Raw genomic sequence first — 24747 nt, 5'->3', positions numbered from 1 at the left:
GGGCAAAATCAGCCCGCGAACGGAGGGTAATATGAATTACGCAGCCCGCGGCACGATGCTTGCCGCGATCCTGTTCTGCTCGATGGGAACGGCTTCGGCCGATGCGATCCCCGGCATGCGCGGCCACGACCACACCGGCATCACGGTGCCCGACATGAAGCAGGCAGTCGACTTCTTCACCGAAGTCGTCGGCTGCAAGAAGGCGATGTCGTTCGGTCCGTTCGCCGATGACAAGGGCACCTTCATGCAGGATCTTCTGGGCGTCGATCCGAAGGCTGTCATCGAGCAGGTCACCATGGTGCGTTGCGGTTATGGATCGAACATCGAGCTGTTCAAATACACCGCGCCCGACCAGAAGGATTTGACTCCGAAGAACAGCGATATCGGCGGCTTCCACATTGCCATGTATGTCGATGATGTCGCCGCGGCGAAAGCCTATCTCGACAGCAAGGGGGTGAAGACGCGGATGGGTCCGCTGCCGGTCAAGGAAGGTCCGGCGGCCGGCCAGACCATCCTCTATTTCCAGGCGCCATGGGGATTGCAACTGGAGGCGATCAGCTATCCCGATGGGATGGCCTATGAGAAGGGTGCCGAGACTGTGCTGTGGAGCCCGAAGAACCCGGACAAGTGATTTCCAGAGCGCGCTTGCGGGGCCAGCCCGCAGGCGCGCCACCCGTGTCCAGCAATCGTTCCAACATGAAACTTTAAGCTTGAAATATATTGTCTCCGGCGCGATACTTGATATGCAGCAAGCGAAGAGGAGATCGCACGGATGAAGGTTGCGGTTCTCGGTGGCGGACCAGCCGGCCTCTACTTTGCCATTTCAATGAAGCTGCGGGACGCCGCCCACGAGGTCACGGTGTTTGAGCGCAACCGCGCCGACGATACGTTCGGCTGGGGCGTCGTGCTGTCGGCCGAAACACTCGACAACCTTGCCAAAAACGACCCGGTCAGCGCTGTATGGATCAAGAAGCATTTCGCCTATTGGGACGACATCGCCGTCATCCATGACGGCGTGCGCACGGTCTCGTCGGGCCACGGTTTCTGTGGCATCGGCCGCAAGCGGCTTCTGATCCTGCTGCAGCGACGCGCGCGCGAACTTGGCGTGAGGCTGATGTTCGAGAGCGATATCGCCGACCCTCAGCACTATATGGAGACGCATGATCTGGTCGTCGCCGCCGATGGGCTGAACTCAAGGGCGCGCAACACCTTCGTCGAAGTCTTCAAGCCCGACATCGACACCCGCAAATGCAAATTCGTCTGGCTCGGCACCAACCAGAAATTCGACGACGCCTTCACCTTCATCTTCGAGAAGACCGAACATGGCTGGGTGTGGGCGCACGCCTATCAGTTCGACAGCGAGACAGCGACTTTCATCGTCGAATGCAGCGAACAGACCTGGGCTGCCTTCGGCTTCGGCGCGATGTCGCAGCAGGAATCGATCGCCGTCTGCGAGCGCATCTTTGAGAAGCATCTCGGCGGCCACGCGCTGATGACCAATGCCAATCACATCAGAGGTTCGGCCTGGATCAATTTCCCGCGCGTGCTGTGCGAACGCTGGTCGTACAAGAACCTGGCGCTGATGGGCGATGCCGCGGCCTCGGCGCATTTCTCGATCGGCTCGGGCACCAAACTCGCATTGGAAAGTGCGGTCGCGCTGGCCGAGTATGTCAAAACCGAACCGGACCTCGTCGCCGCCTTCCGCAAGTATGAGGATGCGCGCCGCACCGAGGTGCTGAAGCTGCAGTCGGCAGCGCGCAATTCGCTGGAGTGGTTCGAGGAGGTCGAGCGCTATCTCGGCCTCGATCCGGTGCAGTTCAACTATTCGCTGCTGACCCGCTCGCAGCGCATCAGCCACGAGAATTTGCGGCTGCGGGATGCCAAATGGCTTGAAAGCGCCGAGGAATGGTTCCAGCGCCAGGCGGGGGCAGGCGGCAACAGGCAGCGCCGGGCGCCGATGTTCGCGCCGTTCAGGCTGCGCGACATGCAGCTCAACAACCGCATCGTCGTTTCGCCGATGGCGCAGTACAAGGCCGTCGATGGCTGCCCGACCGACTGGCATTTCGCCCACTATGCCGAGCGGGCCAAGGGCGGCGCCGGGCTTGTCTATATCGAGATGACCTGCGTCAGCCCGGAAGGACGCATCACGCCCGGCTGTCCCGGCTTCTATGCGCCCGAACATGAGGTTGCGTGGAAGCGGCTCGTCGATTTTGTCCACACCGAGACCGAGGCGAAAATCTGCGCCCAAGTCGGGCATTCCGGGGCCAAGGGCTCGACCCGTATCGGTTGGGAAGGCACCGACGTGCCGCTCGCCTCGGGCAATTGGCCGGTCATGGCGGCCTCGGCGATTGCATGGTCACCTGAGAATCAGGTGCCGAAAGCCATGGACCGTGCTGACATGGACAAGGTGCGCGACGAGTTCGTGACCGCCACCCAGATGGCCGATCGCTGCGGCTTCGACATGCTGGAGATCCATGCCGCGCACGGCTATCTGCTGTCGTCCTTCATCACGCCGGTCACCAACCGGCGCACGGATGAGTATGGCGGTTCGCTGGAAAATCGCATGCGCTATCCCCTGGAAATCTTCCATGCGGTGCGTGCCGCCTGGCCGGCGCGAAAGCCGATCTCGGTGCGCATTTCGGCCAATGACTGGGTCGGCATCGAGGGTGTGACGCCGGCCGATGCGGTGGAGATCGCGCGGATGCTGCATTTGGAAGGCGTCGACATATGCGACGTCTCGGCGGGCCAAACCTCGATTGCCGCCAAGCCTGTCTATGGCCGCATGTTCCAGACGCCGTTCTCGGACCGTATCCGCAACGAGGTCGGCATGGCGACGATGGCGGTCGGCAACATCTACGAGCCTGACCATGTCAATTCGATCCTGATGGCTGGCCGCGCCGACCTGGTGGCACTGGCACGGCCGCATCTCGCCGATCCCTACTGGACGCTGCATGCGGCAGTGACGCTCGGCGACCGTGGCGTCAAATGGCCGGATCCCTATCTGCCCGGACGCGACCAGATCTACCGGCTGGCCGAGCGCGATGCGGCGGCGGGGCTGAAAGTATGACGACGGCCTCGGCGATTTCAGGCAAACACGCGCTGGTCACCGGCGGCGGTTCCGGCGTCGGTCGGGCCATCGCACTCGCGCTGGCCGAGGCCGGCATCGAGGTGACCATATGCGGACGGCGCGACGCCGAGCTTGCCAAGGTGGCTGGAGAGAACGACCGCATCCACGCCATGTCAGCCGATGTTACAAATGAGGCGGCGATAATTTCGCTCTACTCGCAGGCGGAAGCCATGCGAGGCCCGTTCGACATCGTCGTCGCCAATGCCGGCATGGCCAGCAGCACGCCGGCGTACAAGACCTCGCTTGCCGACTGGCAGCGGACGCTCGACGTCAATTTGACCGGCGCCTTCCTGACGGTGAAGCCGGCGCTGGTCGGCATGGCCGCGCGCAAGGCGGGCCGGATCGTCTTCGTCGCGTCGACGGCAGGACTGAAAGGCTACGCCTATGTCGCACCCTATGTGGCGGCCAAGCATGGGGTGGTCGGGCTGATGCGGGCACTGGCGGCCGAGACGGCGAAATCCGGCGTGACCGTCAACGCCGTTTGCCCGGGCTTCGTAGAGACCGACATGCTGGCGGACTCCATTCAGCGCGTCGTCGAAAAGACCGGCCGCTCAGTCGAGCAGGCGCGGGCGAGCCTTGCCTCGACCAACCCGCAAGGCCGTTTCATCCAGCCGCAGGAAGTTGCCGCGGCGGTGCTCTGGCTGTGCGGCGATGCGGCTGCGTCGATTACCGGACAAGCGATTTCGATCTCAGGAGGCGAAACATGGTAGCCGGCCCATTGCCCGCGCCGTCGGGACCCGGCAAGGACCGGCTGCGTCTCTGGATCAGGCTGCTGCGCGCCTCGCGCACGATCGAGGCCGAGCTGCGCGAGCGCCTGAAGAAGGAATTCGATACGACACTGCCGCGTTTCGACGTCATGGCCGCCCTCTACCGCGCGCCGGAAGGCATGCTGATGAGCGATCTGTCGCGCTTCCTGCTGGTATCCAACGGCAATGTCACCGGCATTGTCGACCGGCTGGTTTCGGAAGGGGTGGTCGCGCGCGCGCGCCGCAATGGCGATCGCCGCACATCCATGGTGCGACTGACCGACGAGGGTTCCAAATCTTTTGCCGCAATGGCCGCGGCGCATGAGGGTTGGATCGGAGAATTGCTGGCCAAGGTCAGCGAGGAGGATGCGCGCCGGCTGACCGGCATGCTGACCTCGTTCCGCAGCAACTGGGAGGGACGCGAATGAGTTCGATGGCCGGCCTCAAGCCGAAGCACTTCCTTTGGGAAGTCGAAGGCAGGATCGCCAGGGTGCGGCTCGACCGGCCGGAGCGCAAGAATCCGCTGACCTTCGACAGCTATGCGGAACTGCGCGACACGTTCCGCGATCTCGTCTATGCCGACGACGTCGACGCCGTGGTGTTCCTGCCCAATGGCGGCAATTTCTGCTCGGGCGGCGATGTCCACGACATTATCGGCCCATTGGTCAAGATGGACATGAAGGAATTGCTCGCCTTCACCCGCATGACCGGCGATTTCGTCAAGGCGATGCTCAACTGCGGCAAGCCGATCATCGCGGCGGTCGACGGTGTCGCGGTCGGCGCCGGCGCCATCATCGCCATGAGCGCCGACATCCGCATCGCCACGCCGGAGGCCAAGACCGCTTTCCTGTTCACCCGCGTCGGGCTTGCCGGCTGCGACATGGGCGCGTGCGCGATCCTGCCGCGCATCATCGGCCAGGGCCGTGCCGCCGAATTGCTCTACACCGGCCGCACGATGACGGCGGCGGAAGGCGAGCGCTGGGGCTTCTACAACAGGCTGGTCGATGCCGCAGTGCTCGAGGCCGACGCGCTCGAGATGGCGGCGCGCATCGTCTCCGGCCCGACCTTCGCGCACGGCATCACCAAGACGCAGCTCAACCAGGAATGGTCGATGGGCCTCGACCAGGCAATCGAAGCGGAAGCGCAGGCGCAGGCGATCTGCATGCAGACGGGTGACTTCGAGCGCGCCTACAAGGCCTTCGTGGCCAAGGAAAAACCGGTGTTCGAGGGGAATTGATGGCAGACAGGAGCTTCCTCAGCTGGCCGTTCTTTGAAGATCGCCACCGCGAACTGGCCGAAAGGCTGGAAGCATGGTGCGCGATAAACCTTCCCGTTGATCACCGCGACGTCGATGCCGCCTGCCGCGAACTGGTGGCGAAACTTGGCCGCGACGGCTGGCTGAAGCCGACGGCGCTCGATACCAACAATCCGGGACCGCTCGATGTCCGCACCTTGTGCATCACGCGCGAGACGCTGGCGCGCCATGACGGGCTGGCCGACTTCGCCTTCGCCATGCAGGGGCTCGGCACCGGCGCGCTCAGCCTGTTCGGCACGCCCGACCAGCAGCAATGGCTGGCAAAGACCAGGGCCGGCAAGACGATCTCGGCTTTCGCGCTGTCGGAGCCACGCTCGGGGTCGGATGTCGCCAACACCGAAATGACGGCGAGCCGCGATGGCGACTTCTATATCCTCAGCGGAGAGAAAACCTGGATTTCCAATGGCGGCATTGCCGATCTCTACGTCGTCTTTGCCCGCACCGCCGAGGCACCGGGTGCTAAGGGACTTTCCGCCTTTCTCGTACCCGCTGATACCAAGGGGCTTGGCATTGCCGAGCGCCTTGAAGTGATCGCGCCGCATCCGCTGGCGCGGCTTTCCTTCGATCAGGTCCGGGTGCCGGCTTTGGCGCTGATCGGCAAACCGGGAGACGGCTTCCGCATCGCCATGTCGGTGCTTGACGTGTTCCGATCGACGGTCGGCGCGGCGGCACTCGGCTTTGCCCGCCGGGCGCTGGACGAAAGCATCAGCAGGGTGGCCGAGCGCAAACTTTTCGGCGCTCCGATGGCAGAGCTGCAGATGGTACAAGGCCATATCGCCGACATGGCGCTGGACGTCGATGCCGCGGCGCTGCTGGTCTACCGCGCTGCCTGGACCAAGGACATGGGCGCGGCGCGTGTAACCCGCGAGGCGGCGATGGCCAAGCTGTTCGCCACCGACAAGGCGCAAGAGGTGATCGACAAGGCTGTGCAGCTGCATGGCGGCGACGGCGTCCGCAAAGGTCACATCATCGAGAGCCTGTATCGCGAAATCCGCGCGCTGCGCATTTATGAGGGCGCTTCCGACGTGCAGAAGGTGGTGATCGCGCGGCAGGTGATGGGCGCGGCCTGACGGCGATGTATTTCATTTGAGATTGATCTTTAAGAATACCGGGGAGGCTTGAAAATGCACGAGATCCTGCAGCCGGAGGGCTGGGCGAAACCGGTCGGCTACGCCAACGGAATTGCTGCGCGCGGCAGGCTCGTCTTCGTCGGCGGACAGGTCGGCTGGAACGGACAGTGCCAGTTCGAGACCGACGATTTCGCCGGCCAGGTGCGGCAGACGCTGCAAAACATCGTCGCCGTGCTGGCGGAAGCCGGCGCGGAGCCACGCCACATCACCGCGATGACTTGGTATTTCACCGACAAAGCCGAATATCTCGGCAACCTCAAGGGCATCGGCGAAGCCTATCGCGAGGTGATCGGCCGGCATTTTCCGGCGATGGCCGCCATGCAGGTGGTGGCGCTGGTGGAAGATCGCGCCAAAATCGAGATTCAGGCCACCGCCGTTATTCCGGATTAACGAATTCGTTATTCCCTGACTGATCAGCAGCGCAGCCCCGCCCGCTTCAGCAGCGGCAACACATGGTCGCAGAAATAGGGCAAATCCTGGGTGTAGTTGACGAACGACAGCGCGATGCCCTGGTAGCCATGCCCGGCAATGGCAGCCATCTCGGCGGCGATCGTCTCCGGCGTTCCAACCAGCGGGTAGGTGCCGGCGCCGCCGGCGAAACGCTGCCGGTAGCGGTCATAGGCATGCGGGTCATGCGACTGCGAGAACTCCTTCTTGCCGGCCATATGGGCATCGACCGCATCGTGGTCGGCCAGATCGACGGCATAGCGCGTGTAGTAGGCCTGCGCCACTTCCATGGTTGGACGGCAGACGACATGCGCCACCGTGTAGACGCCGACGTTGCGGCCAACCTTGTCGGCCCGCTCGCTGATGTCGGCGACATGCTTGCCGGCATCGCTCATTTCCGAAAAGGTCGTGAACAGATAATCGCATCGGGCGGCGGCGAAATCCCGGCCCGGGCCACCGAAAGCAGCGTTCATGGTCACCGGGCGTGGAACCTGCAGGCTCGCCGGCCGGCTCACCGCCTCCTTGAGGCGATAGTAGGTGCCTTCATAGTCCAGAGGCTGGTCCGAGGCGTAGAGCTTTTCCAGGATTTCGATCCATTCGGCGGCCTGGTCGTAGCCCTTCTCGACCAAAGGCGTGCCGAACATGCCGAATTCCTTCGGGTTCCAGCCGCAGACGATGTTCAAGCCGGCGCGGCCCTGGCTGATATGGTCGACAGTTGCCAGCGCCTTGGCGGCATAGAGCGGATGCACCAGCGGCACATGCACGGTCATGAACAGGCCGATCTGCTCGGTGGCCACCGCCAGAGCTGCTGCCCAGGTGAAGGTCTCGAACGACCATTCGCGCACCTTGTTGCGGCCGCCAAAGCCACGCCAGCGCGCGATCGGAAGCATAAATTCCAGCCCGGCGCGGTCGGCGATCTGCGCCGCCGTCAAATTGTCCTGCCAGCTTGCCGTCCAGCGTTCCGGCACATCGGTGATGGCCAGACCGCCATCGGCATTGGTCGAAAAGACGCCGAGCTTCAGTTTGTTCGAGCCGTGCAGGGGATGCGTTTTGATCATCATGGGAACTCGTGGCGGGAGACCGACACGCTAGGCCCGCGCAAAAATATTTCAAGCCTGAAATAGCTTCGCCTCGCCGCCGATTGCGGATATGAATTTGGAGGGGAAAAGGGGATGGATATGAGCGCGTTCCGTCAGAAGTGCATCGGCAAGACCAATCTCGTCGGCTCCTTCGCCGCTATTCCCCATCCCGTCGCCGTCGAAGTGATGGCGCTCACCGGCCTCGACTTCGTCTGCATCGACTGGGAACATGCCCAGATCGCGCGCGACACGATCGAAACCATGGTGCGCGCGGCCGACGTGCATCGCGTGCCGGCCATGGTGCGTGTTCCCGGTCATGCGCCGGAAGCTATCCAGGCGGCGCTCGACAGCGGCGCACAAGGCGTGCTCGTGCCGCGCGTCTCGACCGCTGCTCAGGCCGAGGCGGCGGTGAAAGCCTCGCGCTATCCGCCGCTGGGCGAGCGCGGCGTCGGGCCTGGCCGCGCGGCCGGCTATGGCTATCGCATTCCCGAATATCTGGCCGCGGCCAATGATAGGGTGGTCGTCGCGGTCCAGGTCGAGACATCGGAGGGGCTGGCCAACATCGAGGCGATCGCGGCCATAGACGGCATCGATGTGGTCTTCGTCGGCCCCGGCGATCTCTCCGTGTCGATCGATGCGATCGGGCCGAAAGGCGTGGACAAGCTCAATGAGGCGATCACAAGGATCATCCGCGCGACCGTCGCGCATGGCAGGACATCGGGTATATTTTGCGCCAGCCCACAGACGATCAGCCAGTGGGCCGCTATCGGCGCGAGCTTCTTCGTGCTGGCCAGCGATACGATGTTTCTTGGCGCCGGCGCTGCGGCCAACTGCACCGCTGCGCGCGCCGAGCTGCGGTAGACGGGCGGGATCGGGCAAAAACTTTTTAAGCTTAAAACTTTTTCCTTGAAAAGCGCAGCACATTGGATAGCATCCAAACTCGATGGCGACTGTCGTGCCGGTGGGGCTTGCCGGGCAGTCCGTCGCGGTGCTCCGGGTGGGAGGGGTTTCAGTCCTTGTCGTTCATACTGCCCCAGTCATCGTCCAGCGCGCGTTATGCTTTCGACGGCGTACGTGCCCAGATCCGTGACCTGCACACCGAAAACATTGCCAACCTTGCCGTGCGCGCCCGAGAACTGGGCGACGTGATCGCGCTCTGGTACGGCGAAGGCGACATGGTGACGCCCGCTTTCATCCGCGACGCGGCGAAGGCCGCCTTCGATGAAGGCCAGACGTTCTACGTCCCTAACATGCGTGGGCACCCCCTACTGAACGAGGCGCTGTCGGAATACCAAACGCGCATTCACGGCCGGACGATCCCGATTGCGCGCACCACGGTCACGCCCGGCGGCATGCAGGCGCTGTACCTGGCGCTGGAACTGCTGGTCGATACCGGCAGCAACGTCGTCTATGTCGCGCCGCAATGGCCCAACATCCACAACGCCATCCATCTGATGGGCGGCGAGCCAAGGCCGTTTTCGCTCGACTTCAAGGGCGACTGGCATCTCGATCTCGACCGGCTGTTCGCCACTTGCGATGCGCGCACACGCGCGATCTTCCTGTCGACGCCGTCCAACCCGACCGGCTGGACCGCGTCGCGCGAGGAGATGCAGGCGCTGCTCGACTTCAGCCGGCGCACCGGCATCTGGATCATCTCCGACGAGGTCTATGGCCGGCTCTATTTCGACGGCAATGTTGCTCCTTCCATCCTGCAGATCGCCGAGGATGGCGACCGGGTGCTGTCGGTCAACAGTTTTTCGAAGGCGTGGGCGATGACCGGCTGGCGCATCGGCTGGCTGACGCATCCGTCGGGGGTGGCCGACCAGCTTGGCGCCATGACGCAGTACATCAACAGCGGCACCGCCGCGCCTATCCAGGCAGGCGCTGTCGCCGCCATCCGCCAAGGCGAGCCGCTGGTCGAGGAGATCAGGCAGCGGATCAAAACCGGCCTCGACCTTGCCTATGACAGGCTGGCCCAGATTCCCGGCATCATCCTGCCGACGAAACCGCGCGGAGGCATGTATGCCTTCTTTGCCATGGACGGCGAAAGCGACGCCCGGCAGGCCTGCGCCAGGATACTGGAGACGGCGCGCGTCGGGCTGGCTCCCGGCCACCTCTTTGGAAATTCGGCAGCGGCCTTCCTGCGGATGTGCGTGTGCCGTGAACGCGACCAGATAGCGACCGCGCTCGAGCGCATGGTCGCCGCCATGAATTGACGCCCCGCTGGGAGGTGGGACGGCAACAAACCGTGCGGGAGCAAACCCGCCCGATCACAACCAGAGGGAACACAAAATGAGCTTCACTCGTCGCAACCTGCTTCTTCTCGCCGCCACGATCGGCATCGCTGCCGGCCCGGCCACCGCCTTTGCCGCCGATGTGCTCAATGTCGGCGCCTACCCGACCAATCCGCCCTTCGAATACAAGAACGAGAGCGGCACGTTCGAGGGCTTTGAAGTCGACATCGTCAACGAAGCGGCCAAGCGTGCCGGCATGACCACCGACATTGCCGACCTCGGCTTCCAGGCGCTGTTCGCGGCTGTCAGTTCCAATCGCATCGATGTCGCGATCTCCTCGATCACCATCACGCCGGAGCGACTGAAAACGCTGTCCTTCACCCAGCCCTATTATGACTCCGACATGGGCATTGCGACGAAGACCGATAGCGCTGTTAACACCGAGGCCGACCTCAAGGGCAAGATCGTCGGCGTGCTTTCAGGCTCGACCGGCGAGACCTGGGTCAAGGCGCATCAGGAGGCTGACGGCTACAGCGACGTGAAGGGCTATGACACGCAGCAGAATCTGCTGCTCGACCTCAGCGCGGGCCGCGTGGACGCCGCCGTCAGCGATATTCCGGGCATGGAATACTCCTTCACCAAGATGAAGGACCTCAAGGTCAAGCAGCGCATCAAGACCGGCGAACAGTACGGCCTGATGATGAGCAAGGACCATCCGCTGCTCGGCAAGCTGAACGACGCGCTGACCGCGATGAAGAAGGACGGAACGCTGGCCGCGATCCACAAGAAGTGGTTCGGCAGCGACGCGCCAGCCGATTCCTCGACGGTCAAGGAAATGCCGCTGCCCAAGGCCTGACCGGCAATGCACTTAAATCGTGCCGGCTCCCAGGCCGGCACGATTCATTTCACGCTCCGGCGCCTGCTGCCGCACGGATAGCCTCATCGGAGGCAAGGTCGATTGGTTTTAACTTGAGCATCCTTTGCTCTGGGGTTCGGGAACGCTCCCATGTCGCTGATCGACACCTTCTTCAATCCTGACGTGATAATGTCCAGCCTGCCGGCGCTGTTGCGTGGCTTCCTGAACACGCTGCTGCTCGGCATTTTGAGTATCGGCATCGGCATTCCCATCGGCCTGGGGATCAGCCTGTTGCGGCTCTATGCGCCGAAGCCGCTGCGCTGGCTGGCGGTCGGCTACACCGACATCTTCCGCGCCCTGCCGGTGCTGGTGGTGCTGATCCTGATCTATTATGCGCTGCCCTTCCTCGGCATCCGTCTGTCGTCCTGGGCCTCCGCCGTGACGGCGTTCGCCATCATCATGTCGGCCTATTCAGCAGAAGTGTTCCGCTCCGGCATTGAGAGCATTCCGAAAGGCCAATTCGAGGCAGCACAGGCGCTCGGCCTGCCTTTCCTTTTGACCTTGCGCAAGGTGGTGCTGCCGCAGGCGATCCGCGTCGTCATCCCGCCGATGACCAGCAATTGCGTCTCGATGTTCAAGGACACGTCGCTCGCTTCCACCGTTGCGCTGCCTGAACTGTTGAAGGAAGCGACCAACGCGCAGTCGCTCTATGCCAATCCCTCGCCGCTGATCGGCGCCGCTTTGGTCTATCTCATCTTCCTCTGGCCGATGGTCCGCCTCGTCAGCCTGCTCGAAGACCGCTTCAAGACCGAGAAGACGCGCTGACCTCATCAACCGTCCCGCTTCCCAAGCCATTCGCAGGAGATACAGTTGAGCAATTCCCAAGCCGCCGGCGGCTTTCCGGTCGACCCCATCCGCGCCATGTTTCCGGCCTTGCAGCGCGCCGGTGATTTCATCTTCATGGACAACGCCGCCGGCGCGCAGATCCCGCAGAGCGTGCTCGACGCGGTGACCAATCACCTGGTCTCGCACAATGTGCAGCGTGGTGGTCGCTATGGGCGCTCGGTCACGGTCGACCAATCGGTTGCGGATGCTCGGACGAGCGTGGCCTTGCTGATCAACGCCTACAGTCCGTCGGAAATCTGCTTCGGCATGAACGCCACCTCGTTCATTCGCCTGGTCAGCCTCGGCATCGGCCAGATGCTGGCCAAGGACACAGAGCGCGACGAGATCGTCATCACCGATATGGACCACGACGCCAACATCGCCACGTGGCTGGCGCTGGAGCCCGCCGGAGCCAAGTTCAAATGGTGGCGCATGCGCGAGGACGGCAACCTGCATGTCGACGACCTCAAGCCGCTGGTTTCCGATCGCACCCGTCTCGTCGCCTGCACGGTGACCGCGCATTCGATCGGCTCGATCGTCGACGTCGCTTCGGTGGCCGCGATCGCGCATGCGGCCGGCGCCGAAGTGTTCCTTGACTGCGTGCATTACGGACCGCACGGGCTGATCGACGTGCAGGCCTGGGACTGTGATTATCTCGTCTGCTCCGGCTACAAGAATTTCTCGCCGCATATGGGCTTTCTGTGGGGCCGCTTCGAAACGCTGAAGCGGCTGCCGACCTTCCGCGAGGATTTCATCCCCGACGAGCCGCCTTACAAGGTCGAGGCAGGCACCTTCATCTACGAGAACGTCTCAGGCATGGATGCCGCAGTGCAGTACCTGGAACTGATCGGCCGCAATCTGGCGCCCTCCAACAACCGCTCGCGGCGCGACAACGTCGTTGCCGGCATGGGCGCCATCCGCGATTACGAAGTGCTCCTGGCGCGCGAGATGCTCGCCGTGCTCAAGGGATGCAATGCCACGATCTACGGCGTCGCCGAGGAAGCCCGCATCAACGAACGCGTGCCGACATTCTGCTTCAACATCGGCAAGCTGTCGCCGCAGCGGATCGTCGAGGAAATGGCTGACATGCAGATCGGCATCCGCGACGGCCATATGTATGCGCCCCGGCTGATGAAGCGTCTCAACCTGTCGATGGACAGCGGCGCCATCCGCGCCTCGCTGGTTCATTACAACACGGTCGACGAGGTCAGGCGTTTCGGCGAAGCCCTGCGCGCCGTCATCGCCAAGCTGTCTTAGCTCGATCGTCAGATGTCTCCGGCGTGGAACATCGGCCCGCCCTTGTGGGCCGGGAAGCCATAGCCGTTGATCATCACCAGATCGATGTCGGAGGCACGCGCCGCGATGCCTTCGGCCAGCAGTGCCTTGCCCTCTTCGGCCATTGCCGCCAGTAAGCGCGTGACGATCTCATCGGACGAAAAGCGGCGCGGCACGATGCCGTTGGCCGCTCGCACGGCCTCGATCAGCGCCGTTACTTGCGGGTCGCTCCTGCGTTCGCCGTCCGAATAATCGTACCAGCCGCGCCCGGTCTTGCGGCCGAAGCGGCCGGCCTCGCACAGCCGGTCGGCGATTTCGACATAACGTGCTTGCGGATCGCGCATCGCCGCCTGTCGCTTGCGCCGCGCCCAGGCTATCTCCAGCCCAGCCATATCGTTGACCGCGAAGATCCCCATCGGGAAGCCCCAGGCCTCCAGCGCGGCATCCACCTCATCGGGTGCTGCGCCATCCTCCACCATGAACTCCGCCTCGCGGCGGTAGGCGGAATAGATGCGGTTGCCGATGAAACCCTCGGTAACGCCGCACACGACAGGCAGCTTGCCGAGCTTCCTGACGAAGGCGATCGCCGAGGCGAGCACATCGGGCGCCGTCGCCGCGCAATCCACCACTTCGGTGAGCCGCATGACGTTGGCCGGGGAGAAAAAATGCAGGCCGACGATCCGTTCGGGCCGGGCGGTTGCCGAGGCGATCTCGTCGGGGTTGAGGTAGCTGGTGTTGGTCGCAAGGATGGCGTCGGGGCGGACGATACGTTCGAGCTTCCGGAAGAGTTCGGTTTTTACCGCGAGATCGTCGAACACTGCCTCGATGACCAGATCGGCCTGCACCAGCCTGCCGGCGTCGCTGGCCGCTTCAAACCGGCTCAGCGCCTCCCTGCGCGCATGATCGGTGAGACGGCCGGATTGGACCGACTTGTCGAGAAGCCCGGCGATACGCTCGTATCCTTTTGCCGCGGCGTCGTCGTTCTGCTCGATGCCGATTACGCGATAGCCGGCATTCAAGGCCGAGACCGCGATGCCTGCACCCATCAGGCCGGTTCCGACGATACCGACGGTCTCGACCTTGCGAGGCGTGACACCCTCCAGCCTGTCGACTTTGCTGGCTTGCCTCTCGGCAAAGAAGACGTGGCGCAACGCTGCCGCTTCGCGAGAATCCCGGAGGCGCAGGAAGGTCGCGCGTTCGTCCGCAAGACCGTCCTCAAGTTTGGCCGTGGACGCGGCCTGGACCAGTCTCACGGCTTCTGCAGGCGCCATCTGCCCTCGGCTGCGGGAAAGTACCTTCTTTGCGGCTGCCGCGTCGGCCTCAGGTTGCGAGCGCGGGACGGAAAGCGCGCCCGTGGGCCGCAGCGGTTGGCCGACGAGATGGCGGGCGACGTCGAGCGCGCCTTCGGGAAGATCGTCGGCAATGGTATCGATCAGACCGAGAGCGAGCGCTTCGTCGGCATTTGCGGGCCGACCCGTGCCGATCAGGTCAATTGCGGCGACCGTGCCGATGAGGCGGGGCAGGCGTTGGGTTCCGCCGGCCCCAGGCACTAACCCGAGCTTGACCTCGGGCAGGCCGAAGCTGGCCGCCTTGCTGGCCACCCGGTAGTGGCAGGCCAGCGCAATCTCGCAGCCGCCGCCGAGCGCCGCGCCGCCTGCTGCCGCCACGATCGGTTTGGCGAAGCTCTCGATCGCTTCGATCACGTCAGGCAGTGTGGGCGAGACAGCGGGCTTGCCGAATTCCTTGATATCGGCGCCACCGATGAAGGTGCGCCCAATGGCGGTCAGCACCACGGCAGACACTTCATCCGACGCCGCACGCCCAAGCGCAGCCATCAGTCCGGCCCTGACATGGAAGGACAGCGCGTTGACCGGCGGATTTTCGATCGTGACGACGAGAACGCCATCGACGATCTTGCCTGTGACACTCTCGGAAAATCGTGCTGTGTTCATGGAGTTTTATCCCGGAACGACGGCAAATCTTCCTCCTCCTTCTGCTCTCCGCCAAATGCCGGTGTCCCGGCTCGGACGGATGAAGCGGCATGGATCTTCAAAATAATTTCAAGCTTAAAATAATTAGAATTCGAAAAACTTCAAGCCTACCGGAGTCGACTGCAAAAGGCGTCGCTACCACGACGGTGATCGGTCAGACTTGACGGTTGCACTGCGGTGCCGGGTCAAGGCGAGTTTGTGGAAACCTTCGGCAGCAGGGCTTTGAAATAGTCGATCGTCTGTTGCAGCCCGGCTTCTAAAGTCACCGTCGGCTCCCAGCCGACAAGCCTTTTGGCAAGGGTGATATCGGGCTGGCGGTGCCGCGGATCGTCTTGCGGAAGATCGCGGTAAATTATATCCGAACCTGATCCGGTCATCTGCGTCGTCAGTTCGGCCAAGCGCCTGATCGTTACTTCCCTTGGATTGCCGATGTTTACTGGACCGGTCACCTCCGGCCCCGTATCCATGAGGCGCAGCATGCCGCTCACCAGGTCGTCGACGTAGCAAAACGACCTTGTCTGTGAGCCGTCGCCGAAAATGGTTATCGGTTCACCACGAAGCGCCTGCACGATGAAATTTGAGACAACCCTGCCGTCTGCCGGGTGCATGCGCGGCCCGAACGTATTGAAAATCCGCGCGACCTTGACCCACAAGCCATGTTGTCGGTGATAGTCGAAGAACAGCGTTTCGGCGCAGCGTTTGCCTTCATCGTAGCATGAGCGCGGCCCGATCGGGTTTACATTGCCCCAGTAACTCTCGGGCTGCGGATGCACAGACGCGTCACCATAGACCTCACTGGTGGAGGCCTGAAAGACTTTGCATTTCAGCCGCTTTGCCAATCCAAGAACATTGATGGCGCCGTGCACGGCGGTCTTGATCGTCTGAACCGGGTCGTACTGGTAGTGAACAGGCGAGGCCGGACACGCCAGGTTGTAAATCTCATCGACTTCGACGTAGAGCGGAAAGGTCACGTCATGGCGCATGAATTCGAAGCGGGGATGCTTGGCCAAATGGTCGATATTGCGCTTTGATCCGGTGAAAAGGTTGTCGACACACAAGATTTCGTCGCCTCGTTCCAACAGGCGGTCAATAAGATGCGAGCCGATAAACCCTGCGCCCCCGGTAACGAGAATGCGTCTGCGGCTGTCATAGAGTCTGGCCAATTTCTGCTCCCAGGCAAATGCTGATCGACCAGATATCGGTCGCCACACGCAGGATACGACGTGTCCGCAGCCAATGCACAAGGACCAAACTGAAATTTCGCAGATCCGCTCGGTGCCGATGCGAATTCCGATCCCGGCATTTGGTTTGATCAGAAGGCACGATTGAGGCCGATAGTGGCCTATGGATTGGCAGCAGAGAATATCAGCCCTGTCGTCAGGGCCGCCGCTGCGTAGATGGCCGGCAGAACCTGACGGTTCACCCCAATCCGCAGCAGAGAGTGGCTCGAAACCCGGTCCTGCTGGATTTTATCCACAACATCGATGGCATCGGCGGATGGCAACATGAAAATGGCAACGACCATTTTTCGTGAGACATTCCTCTTCGCGATAGAGCATCGTTGAATTGGCCAACAGCCTGCCATACAAGCACGTCGGCTCAACAGGTGGCTCGAGGAACCCCACGGATGTCCGAACGCATTGCAGTTATCGGCCTGGGTTATGTCGGCCTGCCGGTAGCCATTGCCTTTGGGAAGGTTTTCCCCGGCACCATAGCTTTTGACATCAGCGAGCGTCGGATCGGGGAATTGCGTGGCGGCGTCGATCGTACGGGGGAAGTTGACGCAACGGCGCTCAAGGAGACCTCGATAGGGCTGACCACCGACCGGGAGATGTTGAAAGGCGCTACTTTCTTCATCGTCGCCGTGCCAACCCCTATCGACGCAAATCGCGCTCCCGATCTAGCTTCTTTGAAACTGGCGTCCGAACTCGTCGGCGAGGCGGTGAGCAAAGGCGCCGTCGTCGTTTTTGAGTCGACAGTCTATCCAGGTGTGACCGAAGATTTCTGTGGGCCGATCATCGAGCAGGTTTCCGGCCTGCGACATCCCCGCGACTTTGCCCTCGGCTATTCGCCCGAACGCGCCAACCCCGGCGATCGGGAACACTCGCTGCAAAAGATCGTCAAAGTCGTCTCCGGCGAGAATAACGAGACGCTGGAGCGCGTCGCGAACGTTTATGGCCGTATCATCGATGCCGGCGTCTACCGCGCCCCGTCGATCAAGGTGGCCGAGGCAGCGAAGGTTATCGAGAACACCCAGCGCGATCTGAACATCGCGCTGATGAACGAACTGGCAATGATCTTCGAGCGGCTCGATATCCGGACGCAGGATGTTCTTGATGCTGCGTCGACGAAATGGAACTTCCTTCCCTTCAAACCGGGGTTCGTCGGCGGCCACTGCATCAGCGTCGATCCATATTATTTGACCGCCAAGGCCGAGGCCGAAGGTTACCATCCGCAGATCATCCTCGCCGGACGTCGCATCAATGACGGCATGGGGGCCTTCGTCGCCCAGCAGGTTGTCAAGCGGCTGATTGGTTCTGACACGCCCGTCAAAGGGGCTTCTGTCGGCATTCTCGGGCTGACATTCAAGGAGGACGTGCCGGATTTGCGCAACAGCCGCGTTTTCGACATGGTCAAGGAACTAAGGCAGTTCGGAATTATCCCCAAAGTCCATGATCCCCTTGCCGATGTCGAAACCGCTCGGCGTGATCACGGCGAAACAATCCTGCCGCTCGATGAGATAAACGATTTGCAGGCCCTTGTTCTGGCGGTGCCTCACAGGCAATATCTCACCAACGAAAGAGCGCGTCTTTTTCAAATGATCAGGCCGGGGGGGACACTGTTCGATGTCAAGTCGGCCATCAAGCCCAATGAAGTTCCCGACAACATAAAATACTGGAGCTTGTAAAGCTCGCCTGAAATTAACGCTAGGATATGCAGTGACATCAAGCAGGCCGATACTGATCACCGGCGCAGCCGGGTTCATAGGGTTTCATCTTTGCCTGAGGCTGCTTGCCGAAGGAGGCCAGGTTATCGGCCTCGACTCCATGAACGAGTATTATGACGTCAGCCTGAAGCAGGCTCGTCTCGAGCGGCTGAAAGCGTTTTCGAATTTTTGTTTCGAGCATGCCGATCTCACGGAGCGGGACCGTATTTCGGAGCTCTTCCTCTCGGCCGCGCCGGAGGTTGTCGTCAATCTCGCGGCGCAAGCCGGCGTACGCTATTCGATCAGCAATCCGCACGCCTATGTGGAAAGCAACCTCAGCGGCTTTGTCAACATCCTGGAAGGATGCCGGCAGGCCTCCGTCGGCCATCTGGTCTATGCATCGTCGAGTTCGATTTATGGCGGCAGCACCCGCATGCCGTTTTCCGTGCACGATCCGGCGGACCATCCGCTCAGCCTTTACGCCGCAAGCAAGAAGGCGAACGAGCTGATGGCGCACACATACAGCCATCTGTTTCGACTGCCGACCACCGGGCTGCGTTTTTTCACCGTCTATGGTCCGTGGGGGCGGCCGGACATGGCGCTGTTCATCTTCGCCAAGGCTATCCTCGCCGGCGAGCCGATCGAGGTCTTCAACTATGGCAACATGCAGCGGGATTTCACCTATATCGACGACATTGTTGAAGGTATTATCCGCGTCATGCAGCAACCCGCGACACCCAATCCTGAGTGGAAAAGTGTCGCGCCAGACCCAGCGACCAGCAACGCCCCGTTCAGGATTCACAACATCGGCGGCAATTCGCCCGTTCAACTGAACCGATTGATCGAGGTGCTCGAAGACGCGCTGGGACGCAAGGCAAACCGCAACCTCATGCCACTTCAGCCAGGCGACGTTCCGGCAACTTTCGCCAATGTCAGCTCGCTCGAGGAGGCGACTGGCTTCAAGCCCAAAATCCCGATCGAAATAGGGGTTCCGCGCTTTGTCGAATGGTACCGGGAGTTCTACCGAGCATGATCGGACGCTTCGCCACCTGGAGGCGGCTGGCTTCTGACCAGCCATGGCTGGCGCATGCCGCTCGGAAAACTCAATAAGCCGCAGCCGAACTGGGTGTCGCCTGAAGGCGGTCAATATCTTTCCGGGGCGGCGCACCGAACAGGCGACGATATTCTCGGCTGAACTGCGAAGGGCTGTCATAGCCCACCGCGAACCCGGCCGTGCCTGCGTTTACGCCGCCGGCAAGCATAATCCTTCGCGCCTCCTGCAGGCGCAGCTGCTTCTGGTATTCGAGCGGGGTCATGCGCGTAATCGCCTTGAAATGGGCATGAAGGGACGACGCGCTCATGCCTGATGCCGCCGCAATCTCTTCGATGCGCAGTTGTGCCTGGAAATGATTGCGGATCGTGGCGATGGCGCGGCTGACCTGGTTCAGGTGGCTGTCCACCGACGCCATCTGGCGAAGCGTGTCACCGTGCGGTCCGGTGAGGAGCCGGTAAAGGATTTCGCGTTCGATCAGCGGCGCCAGCACGGTGATGCTCTCGGGGCGATCGAGCAGCCTGACAAGCCGACAGGCGGCATCAATCAGGTCGGGGTCACTTGGATAGGCAGCTAACACCGGCAGATCCCTGCTGGGGGATGCACGTCCTTCTTTCACAAGCAGTTCGGCCAGCGCGGTGGAATCAAAATCTATCTTGCAACAGAGGTAGGGCGCCGCCGGGCTCGCCTCCAACACATGCCCGACCAGCGGCAGGTCGACCGAGACGAGCAGGTAGCTCGATGCGTCATAGACCACGCTCTGGTCGGCCAGCGAGACGCGCTTCGATCCTTGGGCGATTATGCAAAGCGACGCCTCGTAGACCGCAGGCACGGGTGCACTGGGCTGGTTGGCGCGAATGAGCGACAGCCGCGGCACCGCAGTGCCGGCCATGCCAGATTTCGGCGCAAAGCGGGTGATCAGCTCGGCGAGTTCATTGATTTTCCCCATGCCGCATAATCTTCATGGCGCGAAATGTTGCAAGGCATTTCGAGTTCATTTGGAGGATCGTGCAAACTCTTTGGACGATCACGCTACCGCCCTTTGCCGGTTCGCCGCCATCTATCTCCCCGTCACCGCAGCGAAAAAGGAACGATCATGACGGGACTTAAAGACAAGGTTGTACTCATCACCGGCGCCTCCAGCGGCATCGGCGAAGCGACGGTTCGGGAACTTGCCGGTGCCGGCGCCAGACTGTTCATCGGGGCCCGCCGCACCGAGCGGCTCAAGGCGCTGGCCGCAGAAATAGGCAAAGGCGTCGCGTGGCGCGAACTCGACGTGACTGACGCGGCGAATTTCGACGCCTTTGCCGATGCCGCTCATGCCGAATTCGGGCAGATCGATGTGCTGGTCAACAATGCCGGCGTCATGCCGCTGTCGCCGCTTGCCGCGCTGAAGCGCGATGAGTGGTCTCGCATGATCAATGTCAACATCGGCGGCGTGCTGAATGGGATCGCCGCGGTGCTGCCGCGCTTCGTCGCCCAGAAGAATGGGCATATCGTCAATGTCGCCTCGGTCGGTGCGCATATCGTGCTGCCCACCGCGGCGGTCTATTGCGGCACGAAATATGCCGTCTGGGCAATCACGGAGGGGCTGCGGCAGGAGCATGACGACATCCGCGCCACGATCATCTCCCCCGGAGTGACCGCAACCGAACTGGGCGACGATATCAGCGATCCTCAGGTCGCCACGGCTCTGAAAGAATGGCGGCAGAAGTCGCTCACACCGGACGCCATTGCACGGGCGATCCGTTTTGCGCTTGATCAACCCGATGGCGTCGACGTCAACGAAGTGATCGTGCGGCCAACCGCTGCCAATATGTAGAACTTGCTGCCGGATGCCGGCTTTCGGCGAGCTACGGCGCTCTCCGAGATCCGGCAAACGGCCCACCCCTTAATGCACCACCGCCCTCAGCCTCTGGCGCAACTCCCGCGGGCCACATCGTACCGGCTCTCGAACGCGCGCGAAAAATGCGCACTCGAATTGAACCCGCAGGCAAAGGCGATTTCCGAGATCGTGGGCGACCCGCGGGCGGGCGACAACAATTCTTCCTTGCTGCGCTCCAGCCGCCTGTCCCAGACGAAGCGTTCCGGTCTCGCGGCAAGGCCGGTGCGCCGCTGGGAACTTAACCCGCTAATCATCTCCCCTGCGACGGTAGAGATGTCAGGCTTCGCCGGCCAGGCGCGCTGAAATCAGCCGCGCCGCCTGGATCACCGCTTCGCCCTGGCTGGCCGCCATGCTGTCATCGGCGCGTGACACAGGCGAGGCCACCGCGAGCGCACCGAGAGGACGCCCATCGGAGCCGAGGATTGCCGCGGCTATGCTGTGCACGCCTTCTTCATAGCCTTGGGAGCTCGAGGAATAGCCGCGCTTGGCGGCAAGCCGGATCGCCTTCATCAGCCTGTCGGGCTGCGTCACCGTGTGTGGCGTGAAGGTCGGTAACGGCTTGTCGACATAGGCCTCGGCCGCTTCCCGAGGCGAAGCGGCGAGAAAGGCGATGCCGGAGGCGGTGCCGTGCAAGGGCAGCACCTGGCCGACATCGACATTGACCCGGTTGGCCTTTGCCGAGAGTTCGACGTGGACGGTCAGCAGTGCGCCGGCGCTGAATTCCGACAGATGCACCGTCTCGCCGGTTTCCAGCGCCAGCTCGCGAACCACAGGTGCTGCCACGCGCACGAAGGGAAAATGCGCGTCGCGAAAGCGGGCCAGCCGCGACAGGCCGGCGCCGAGCCGGTAGCGGCGGCTTGCCGGCTCCTGTTCGATCAAGCGGTGGTCCGCCAGTGCCATCAGCAGGCGCCGCGCCGTCGCCTTGTCGAGGCCGGTTTTGCGGGCGAGCTCGGACAGGCCGATCTCCGGTTCGCCGAGCGTGAACTGCTCCAACAGCGATATCGCTTTGCCGACTGTGCTCATCGTGCATCCTCAAGATACTTCGCATGGGACGAAAGCCAATCCACCTTGCAGTCCGCTCATAGCACATAAAATGGTGGTTCAAATAACGAACCGTTTGGAAGCGACGAAAAAACACCAGCAAGTTTCGCGGCGACATCATCTCGATGCGCCGCGCCGTGCGCGGGGTGATGCTGCGCGGCAACACCTATCAACAGGTGGATAAACTCGGCGGCGCCGTGCCTGGCCGGCGTGTCGGCCCAAACGCCTGATCCTGGCCGGCGCCGAAGCTTCAACTCTGCCCCAGCTGCGCGCGGCGCCAGGCGGCGGGAGCCTGGCCAACCCGCTCCCGGAAGAAGCGTGAGAAATAGGCCGGATCTTCGAAGCCGATTTCGTAGGCGATGTCCTCGACGGTGCGCACGGTGAACAGCAGCAAGCGCTTGGCCTCCACCAACCGTCGCTCGCCGATGAGTCGCTTGACGCCGCTGCCAAGCACCGTATGGGCGGCCTTGTCGAGAAGATGCGGTGTCGTGGCCAGCGCCTCGACGTAGCGGTCGACGGGCCAGTTGTCGCGGAAATGCGCATCGACCAGACAGCGCAAGCCGCGCGCCAATGCAGCATCGGAAGAACCGGTGGCATCCTTCACCTCGGGACCAAGGCGCGCGATGTGCGAGAGCGCGACGGCGATCAGCGCCGGCAGGGTCTTGTCACTGCCCGCCTGCGCCTCGGCATATTCGGCGGCGATCATCTCCAGCACCGCCGCCAGCCTTTTCCACGCGACATGCTGAGGATGGCCATCGGCAAAGACCGGCCGGTCCAATGGCAGCAGGCCGTGAGCGGCTATTGCCCCAAGCGCATCGTCGGCGACCGAGACGACGATGGCGTCGGTGCCGGGCCCGATCGAGAAGCCGTGCACGATAGTGCTCGGAACGAAGCTGACGGCCGGCGCCGAAAAGTCCCAGGATTGGTCTTCGATGCGGTAGGTGCCGGAGCCGCTGGTCCAGTAGGTGATCTGGCCCATTTGCGGATGCTTGTGCGCGGCAACCTGGCCGAGATGAATATTGCCGCGCGCAAGCACCGTCTCGACATGCAGGAAGCCGACATCGAGCGGCCGCACCGGCTCGCCATAGACAAAGAAATCAGGAATGGAATTGAGGCTCATAGCGCCGGAAAAAGTCCAATCGGTTTTGCCGTTACGTCCTAACCGATCCTTGCCAGGAGCGCTAGAGTTGATGCCATAAGTGGAGGAACATCATGCGATCGGAAGACTTTCGTGCCGACAATGGGCGCCCGTTCACCGGGGCCGAGTATATGGGGAGCCTGCGCGACGGCCGCGAGGTCTACATCAACGGCGAGCGCATTGCCGATGTCACCACCCATCCGGCGATGCGCAATTCGGCGCGGTCGCTGGCGCGCCTCTATGATGCGTTGCACGTTCCCAAGCGGCGGGGCACACTGACCTCGCCGACCGATACTGGTTCGGGCGGCTACACGCACAAATATTTCCGCGTCGCCAAATCCTCCGGCGAACTCGCGGCCCAGCAGACCGCGATCGCCGAGTGGTCACGCATGTCCTATGGCTGGATGGGCCGCACGCCCGATTACAAGGCGGCACTGATGAACACGCTCGGCGCCAATGCCGACTGGTACGGCCCGTTCAAGGACAATGCGCTCGCCTGGCACAAGCGTGCGCAGGAAGCCGTGCTGTTCATGAACCACGCCATCGTCAACCCGCCGATCGACCGCCACAAGCCGGCCGAACAGGTGAAGGATGTCTTCGTCCACATCACCAAGGAGACCGACGCCGGCATCTATGTCTCCGGCGCCAAGGTGGTGGCGACGTCCTCGGCGCTGACCCACTACAATTTCCTGGCGCAGAGTTCGGCGACGGTCACCGAAGATCCGTCGCTGTCGGTCATGTTCATCGTGCCGATGAATGCGCCGGGGGTAAAGATGTTCTGCCGCGTCTCCTATGAGCAGACGGCCAACACGGCGGCGGCTCCGTTCGACTATCCGTTGTCGTCGCGCTTCGACGAGAACGATGCCATCCTGGTGCTCGACAATGTCTTCATCCCCTGGGAGGACGTGCTGGTGCTGCGCGAGGCGCAGAAAATCCTGTCCTTCCATCCGGCTTCGGGCTTCATGCATGGCTATTGCTTCCAGGGCTGCACACGCTTTGCCGTCAAGCTCGACTTCCTCGCCGGCCTGCTGGCAAAGGCGCTGCGCGCCACCGGCGGCGATGCCTTCCGCGGCAACCAGGCGGCGCTGGGCGAGGTCATCGCGCTCAGGCACATGTTCTGGAGCTTTTCCAACGCCATGGCCTACAATCCGATCCCCTGGGCGAATGGCGCTGTCCTGCCCAACCTGGAAGCAGCCCTTGCCTACCGGACTTTCATGTCGGAAGCCTATCCGCGCGTCATCGACACGGTGCGCCGGGTGATCGCCTCCGGCTTGATCTACCTGCCGTCATCGGTGCGCGACTTCAACAATCCCGAGATCGACAAATACCTCGCGCAGTATGTGCGCGGTTCCAACGACATGGGCCATGTCGAGCGCATCAAGATCATGAAACTGTTGTGGGACGCGACCGGCACCGAGTTCGGCGGCCGCCACGCGCTCTACGAACTCAACTATGCCGGTGCGCCGGAAGAGGTGCGGCTGCAGGTGCTGAAGGGCGCCGAACGCGGCGGCCGGCTGAAGGCCATGGAAGAACTGGTCGATACCTGCATGGCCGACTATGGCGAGAATGGCTGGACGGGAGATACCTGGCTCAATCCGCTCGCTTCATCGGCGGGGTGATG

At 62.4% G+C, this 24747-nt stretch carries 24 protein-coding genes; 16 read left to right on the top strand and 8 right to left on the bottom strand.

Translation table 11 applies throughout. From position 1 onward, the window contains the following. The first annotated feature begins 31 nt into the window (after positions 1 to 31). The 7 genes from NKJ57_RS17815 (at position 32) to NKJ57_RS17785 (ending at position 6708) form a co-directional block, all read left to right on the top strand. The gene (locus tag NKJ57_RS17815; protein WP_023738334.1) at positions 32 to 631 is read left to right on the top strand and encodes a VOC family protein; all 600 of its coding nucleotides are present in this window, start codon (positions 32 to 34) and stop codon (positions 629 to 631) included. A 141-nt stretch (positions 632 to 772) separates the two neighbouring features. Further along, positions 773 to 3067: a bifunctional salicylyl-CoA 5-hydroxylase/oxidoreductase gene (locus NKJ57_RS17810; protein ID WP_352511444.1), complete on the top strand. Its 2295-nt coding sequence runs from the start codon at positions 773 to 775 to the stop codon at positions 3065 to 3067. Next, positions 3064 to 3837, top strand: a complete 774-nt coding sequence (locus NKJ57_RS17805) for an SDR family NAD(P)-dependent oxidoreductase (RefSeq protein ID WP_352511445.1) — start codon at positions 3064 to 3066, stop codon at positions 3835 to 3837. Before NKJ57_RS17810 ends, NKJ57_RS17805 begins: the two co-directional genes overlap by 4 nt. Continuing rightward, positions 3831 to 4301: a MarR family winged helix-turn-helix transcriptional regulator gene (locus NKJ57_RS17800; protein WP_023667803.1), complete on the top strand. Its 471-nt coding sequence runs from the start codon at positions 3831 to 3833 to the stop codon at positions 4299 to 4301. Before NKJ57_RS17805 ends, NKJ57_RS17800 begins: the two co-directional genes overlap by 7 nt. Next, entirely contained in the window at positions 4298 to 5110 is an 813-nt protein-coding gene (locus tag NKJ57_RS17795) for an enoyl-CoA hydratase family protein (RefSeq protein ID WP_352511446.1), read from the top strand. Before NKJ57_RS17800 ends, NKJ57_RS17795 begins: the two co-directional genes overlap by 4 nt. Continuing rightward, positions 5110 to 6258, top strand: a complete 1149-nt coding sequence (locus tag NKJ57_RS17790; RefSeq protein WP_352511447.1) for an acyl-CoA dehydrogenase family protein — start codon at positions 5110 to 5112, stop codon at positions 6256 to 6258. The genes NKJ57_RS17795 and NKJ57_RS17790 overlap by 1 nt, the downstream gene beginning before the upstream one ends. 54 nt (positions 6259 to 6312) lie before the next feature. After that, complete coding sequence (locus tag NKJ57_RS17785) at positions 6313 to 6708, top strand: RidA family protein (protein ID WP_023667806.1); 396 nt, start codon at positions 6313 to 6315, stop codon at positions 6706 to 6708. 23 nt (positions 6709 to 6731) lie between these two features. On the opposite strand, the gene NKJ57_RS17780 is transcribed toward NKJ57_RS17785, so the two are convergent. Next, a complete protein-coding gene (locus NKJ57_RS17780; RefSeq protein WP_352511589.1) occupies positions 6732 to 7823 on the bottom strand; it encodes an LLM class flavin-dependent oxidoreductase in 1092 nt (363 codons plus the stop codon). A 120-nt stretch (positions 7824 to 7943) separates the two neighbouring features. Here NKJ57_RS17780 and NKJ57_RS17775 point away from each other — a divergent pair, with 120 nt between their 5' ends. The 5 genes from NKJ57_RS17775 (at position 7944) to NKJ57_RS17755 (ending at position 13076) form a co-directional block, all read left to right on the top strand. Continuing rightward, a complete protein-coding gene (locus tag NKJ57_RS17775) occupies positions 7944 to 8705 on the top strand; it encodes an HpcH/HpaI aldolase family protein (protein ID WP_023686922.1) in 762 nt (253 codons plus the stop codon). 155 nt (positions 8706 to 8860) lie between these two features. Then, positions 8861 to 10060, top strand: a complete 1200-nt coding sequence (locus NKJ57_RS17770) for a pyridoxal phosphate-dependent aminotransferase (protein WP_352500340.1) — start codon at positions 8861 to 8863, stop codon at positions 10058 to 10060. A 76-nt stretch (positions 10061 to 10136) separates the two neighbouring features. Further along, the gene (locus NKJ57_RS17765; RefSeq protein WP_023682726.1) at positions 10137 to 10934 is read left to right on the top strand and encodes an ABC transporter substrate-binding protein; all 798 of its coding nucleotides are present in this window, start codon (positions 10137 to 10139) and stop codon (positions 10932 to 10934) included. A gap of 150 nt (positions 10935 to 11084) precedes the next feature. Then, entirely contained in the window at positions 11085 to 11759 is a 675-nt protein-coding gene (locus tag NKJ57_RS17760) for an amino acid ABC transporter permease (RefSeq protein ID WP_023667812.1), read from the top strand. Positions 11760 to 11804: 45 nt separating this feature from the next. Continuing rightward, a complete protein-coding gene (locus tag NKJ57_RS17755; protein WP_352500341.1) occupies positions 11805 to 13076 on the top strand; it encodes a cysteine desulfurase-like protein in 1272 nt (423 codons plus the stop codon). Between the two features lie 8 nt (positions 13077 to 13084). On the opposite strand, the gene NKJ57_RS17750 is transcribed toward NKJ57_RS17755, so the two are convergent. The 3 genes from NKJ57_RS17750 to NKJ57_RS17740 form a co-directional block, all read right to left on the bottom strand. Then, positions 13085 to 15046 carry a 3-hydroxyacyl-CoA dehydrogenase NAD-binding domain-containing protein gene (locus NKJ57_RS17750; RefSeq protein ID WP_352511448.1) on the bottom strand — a complete coding sequence of 654 codons (1962 nt, stop codon included), beginning with the start codon at positions 15044 to 15046 and terminating at the stop codon, positions 13085 to 13087. 224 nt (positions 15047 to 15270) lie between these two features. Then, positions 15271 to 16248, bottom strand: coding sequence for a UDP-glucuronic acid decarboxylase family protein (locus NKJ57_RS17745; protein ID WP_023667815.1), 978 nt, complete (start codon positions 16246 to 16248; stop codon positions 15271 to 15273). A gap of 179 nt (positions 16249 to 16427) precedes the next feature. Then, positions 16428 to 16610, bottom strand: a complete 183-nt coding sequence (locus tag NKJ57_RS17740; RefSeq protein WP_023667816.1) for a hypothetical protein — start codon at positions 16608 to 16610, stop codon at positions 16428 to 16430. A gap of 102 nt (positions 16611 to 16712) precedes the next feature. On the opposite strand from NKJ57_RS17740, the gene NKJ57_RS17735 reads away from it, so the two are divergent. Next, on the top strand, positions 16713 to 17993 hold the full coding sequence (locus NKJ57_RS17735) for a nucleotide sugar dehydrogenase (protein ID WP_023682723.1): 1281 nt from the start codon (positions 16713 to 16715) through the stop codon (positions 17991 to 17993). 31 nt (positions 17994 to 18024) lie between these two features. After that, a complete protein-coding gene (locus tag NKJ57_RS17730; protein ID WP_023748004.1) occupies positions 18025 to 19044 on the top strand; it encodes an NAD-dependent epimerase in 1020 nt (339 codons plus the stop codon). Between the two features lie 70 nt (positions 19045 to 19114). Here NKJ57_RS17730 and NKJ57_RS17725 read toward each other — a convergent pair whose 3' ends face one another. Beyond that, the gene (locus tag NKJ57_RS17725) at positions 19115 to 20011 is read right to left on the bottom strand and encodes an AraC family transcriptional regulator (protein ID WP_352511449.1); all 897 of its coding nucleotides are present in this window, start codon (positions 20009 to 20011) and stop codon (positions 19115 to 19117) included. 147 nt (positions 20012 to 20158) lie between these two features. Here NKJ57_RS17725 and NKJ57_RS17720 point away from each other — a divergent pair, with 147 nt between their 5' ends. Continuing rightward, a complete protein-coding gene (locus NKJ57_RS17720; protein ID WP_023682721.1) occupies positions 20159 to 20884 on the top strand; it encodes an SDR family oxidoreductase in 726 nt (241 codons plus the stop codon). An 86-nt stretch (positions 20885 to 20970) separates the two neighbouring features. Here the strand turns inward: NKJ57_RS17720 and NKJ57_RS17715 are convergent, their stop codons facing one another. From NKJ57_RS17715 to NKJ57_RS17705, 3 genes are all read right to left on the bottom strand, one after another. Further along, the gene (locus NKJ57_RS17715) at positions 20971 to 21201 is read right to left on the bottom strand and encodes a helix-turn-helix domain-containing protein (protein ID WP_352511450.1); all 231 of its coding nucleotides are present in this window, start codon (positions 21199 to 21201) and stop codon (positions 20971 to 20973) included. 22 nt (positions 21202 to 21223) lie between these two features. Continuing rightward, positions 21224 to 21970 carry an IclR family transcriptional regulator gene (locus NKJ57_RS17710; RefSeq protein ID WP_023695200.1) on the bottom strand — a complete coding sequence of 249 codons (747 nt, stop codon included), beginning with the start codon at positions 21968 to 21970 and terminating at the stop codon, positions 21224 to 21226. Between the two features lie 268 nt (positions 21971 to 22238). Continuing rightward, the gene (locus NKJ57_RS17705; protein WP_352511452.1) at positions 22239 to 23108 is read right to left on the bottom strand and encodes a helix-turn-helix domain-containing protein; all 870 of its coding nucleotides are present in this window, start codon (positions 23106 to 23108) and stop codon (positions 22239 to 22241) included. A gap of 92 nt (positions 23109 to 23200) precedes the next feature. On the opposite strand from NKJ57_RS17705, the gene NKJ57_RS17700 reads away from it, so the two are divergent. Continuing rightward, positions 23201 to 24745 (top strand): 4-hydroxyphenylacetate 3-hydroxylase N-terminal domain-containing protein, encoded by a 1545-nt coding sequence (locus NKJ57_RS17700; protein WP_352511453.1) that lies wholly within the window; start codon positions 23201 to 23203, stop codon positions 24743 to 24745. Positions 24746 to 24747 lie beyond the last annotated feature (2 nt).

Source organism: Mesorhizobium sp. M0077, from assembly GCF_040322955.1.
Classification (GTDB): Bacteria; Pseudomonadota; Alphaproteobacteria; order Rhizobiales; family Rhizobiaceae; genus Mesorhizobium.
This window is presented reverse-complemented; position numbering and strand designations above follow the sequence as displayed.

Bases quoted from the DNA above. Each gene is read 5' to 3' on its own strand.
- NKJ57_RS17815 (WP_023738334.1), top strand. From the start codon at position 32: ATGAATTACGCAGCCCGCGGCACGATGCTTGCCGCGATCCTGTTCTGC.
- NKJ57_RS17810 (WP_352511444.1), top strand. From the start codon at position 773: ATGAAGGTTGCGGTTCTCGGTGGCGGACCAGCCGGCCTCTACTTTGCC.
- NKJ57_RS17805 (WP_352511445.1), top strand. From the start codon at position 3,064: ATGACGACGGCCTCGGCGATTTCAGGCAAACACGCGCTGGTCACCGGC.
- NKJ57_RS17800 (WP_023667803.1), top strand. From the start codon at position 3,831: ATGGTAGCCGGCCCATTGCCCGCGCCGTCGGGACCCGGCAAGGACCGG.
- NKJ57_RS17795 (WP_352511446.1), top strand. From the start codon at position 4,298: ATGAGTTCGATGGCCGGCCTCAAGCCGAAGCACTTCCTTTGGGAAGTC.
- NKJ57_RS17790 (WP_352511447.1), top strand. From the start codon at position 5,110: ATGGCAGACAGGAGCTTCCTCAGCTGGCCGTTCTTTGAAGATCGCCAC.
- NKJ57_RS17785 (WP_023667806.1), top strand. From the start codon at position 6,313: ATGCACGAGATCCTGCAGCCGGAGGGCTGGGCGAAACCGGTCGGCTAC.
- NKJ57_RS17780 (WP_352511589.1), bottom strand. From the start codon at position 7,823: ATGATCAAAACGCATCCCCTGCACGGCTCGAACAAACTGAAGCTCGGC.
- NKJ57_RS17775 (WP_023686922.1), top strand. From the start codon at position 7,944: ATGAGCGCGTTCCGTCAGAAGTGCATCGGCAAGACCAATCTCGTCGGC.
- NKJ57_RS17765 (WP_023682726.1), top strand. From the start codon at position 10,137: ATGAGCTTCACTCGTCGCAACCTGCTTCTTCTCGCCGCCACGATCGGC.
- NKJ57_RS17760 (WP_023667812.1), top strand. From the start codon at position 11,085: ATGTCGCTGATCGACACCTTCTTCAATCCTGACGTGATAATGTCCAGC.
- NKJ57_RS17750 (WP_352511448.1), bottom strand. From the start codon at position 15,046: ATGAACACAGCACGATTTTCCGAGAGTGTCACAGGCAAGATCGTCGAT.
- NKJ57_RS17740 (WP_023667816.1), bottom strand. From the start codon at position 16,610: ATGGTCGTTGCCATTTTCATGTTGCCATCCGCCGATGCCATCGATGTT.
- NKJ57_RS17735 (WP_023682723.1), top strand. From the start codon at position 16,713: ATGTCCGAACGCATTGCAGTTATCGGCCTGGGTTATGTCGGCCTGCCG.
- NKJ57_RS17725 (WP_352511449.1), bottom strand. From the start codon at position 20,011: ATGGGGAAAATCAATGAACTCGCCGAGCTGATCACCCGCTTTGCGCCG.
- NKJ57_RS17720 (WP_023682721.1), top strand. From the start codon at position 20,159: ATGACGGGACTTAAAGACAAGGTTGTACTCATCACCGGCGCCTCCAGC.
- NKJ57_RS17715 (WP_352511450.1), bottom strand. From the start codon at position 21,201: ATGATTAGCGGGTTAAGTTCCCAGCGGCGCACCGGCCTTGCCGCGAGA.
- NKJ57_RS17710 (WP_023695200.1), bottom strand. From the start codon at position 21,970: ATGAGCACAGTCGGCAAAGCGATATCGCTGTTGGAGCAGTTCACGCTC.
- NKJ57_RS17705 (WP_352511452.1), bottom strand. From the start codon at position 23,108: ATGAGCCTCAATTCCATTCCTGATTTCTTTGTCTATGGCGAGCCGGTG.
- NKJ57_RS17700 (WP_352511453.1), top strand. From the start codon at position 23,201: ATGCGATCGGAAGACTTTCGTGCCGACAATGGGCGCCCGTTCACCGGG.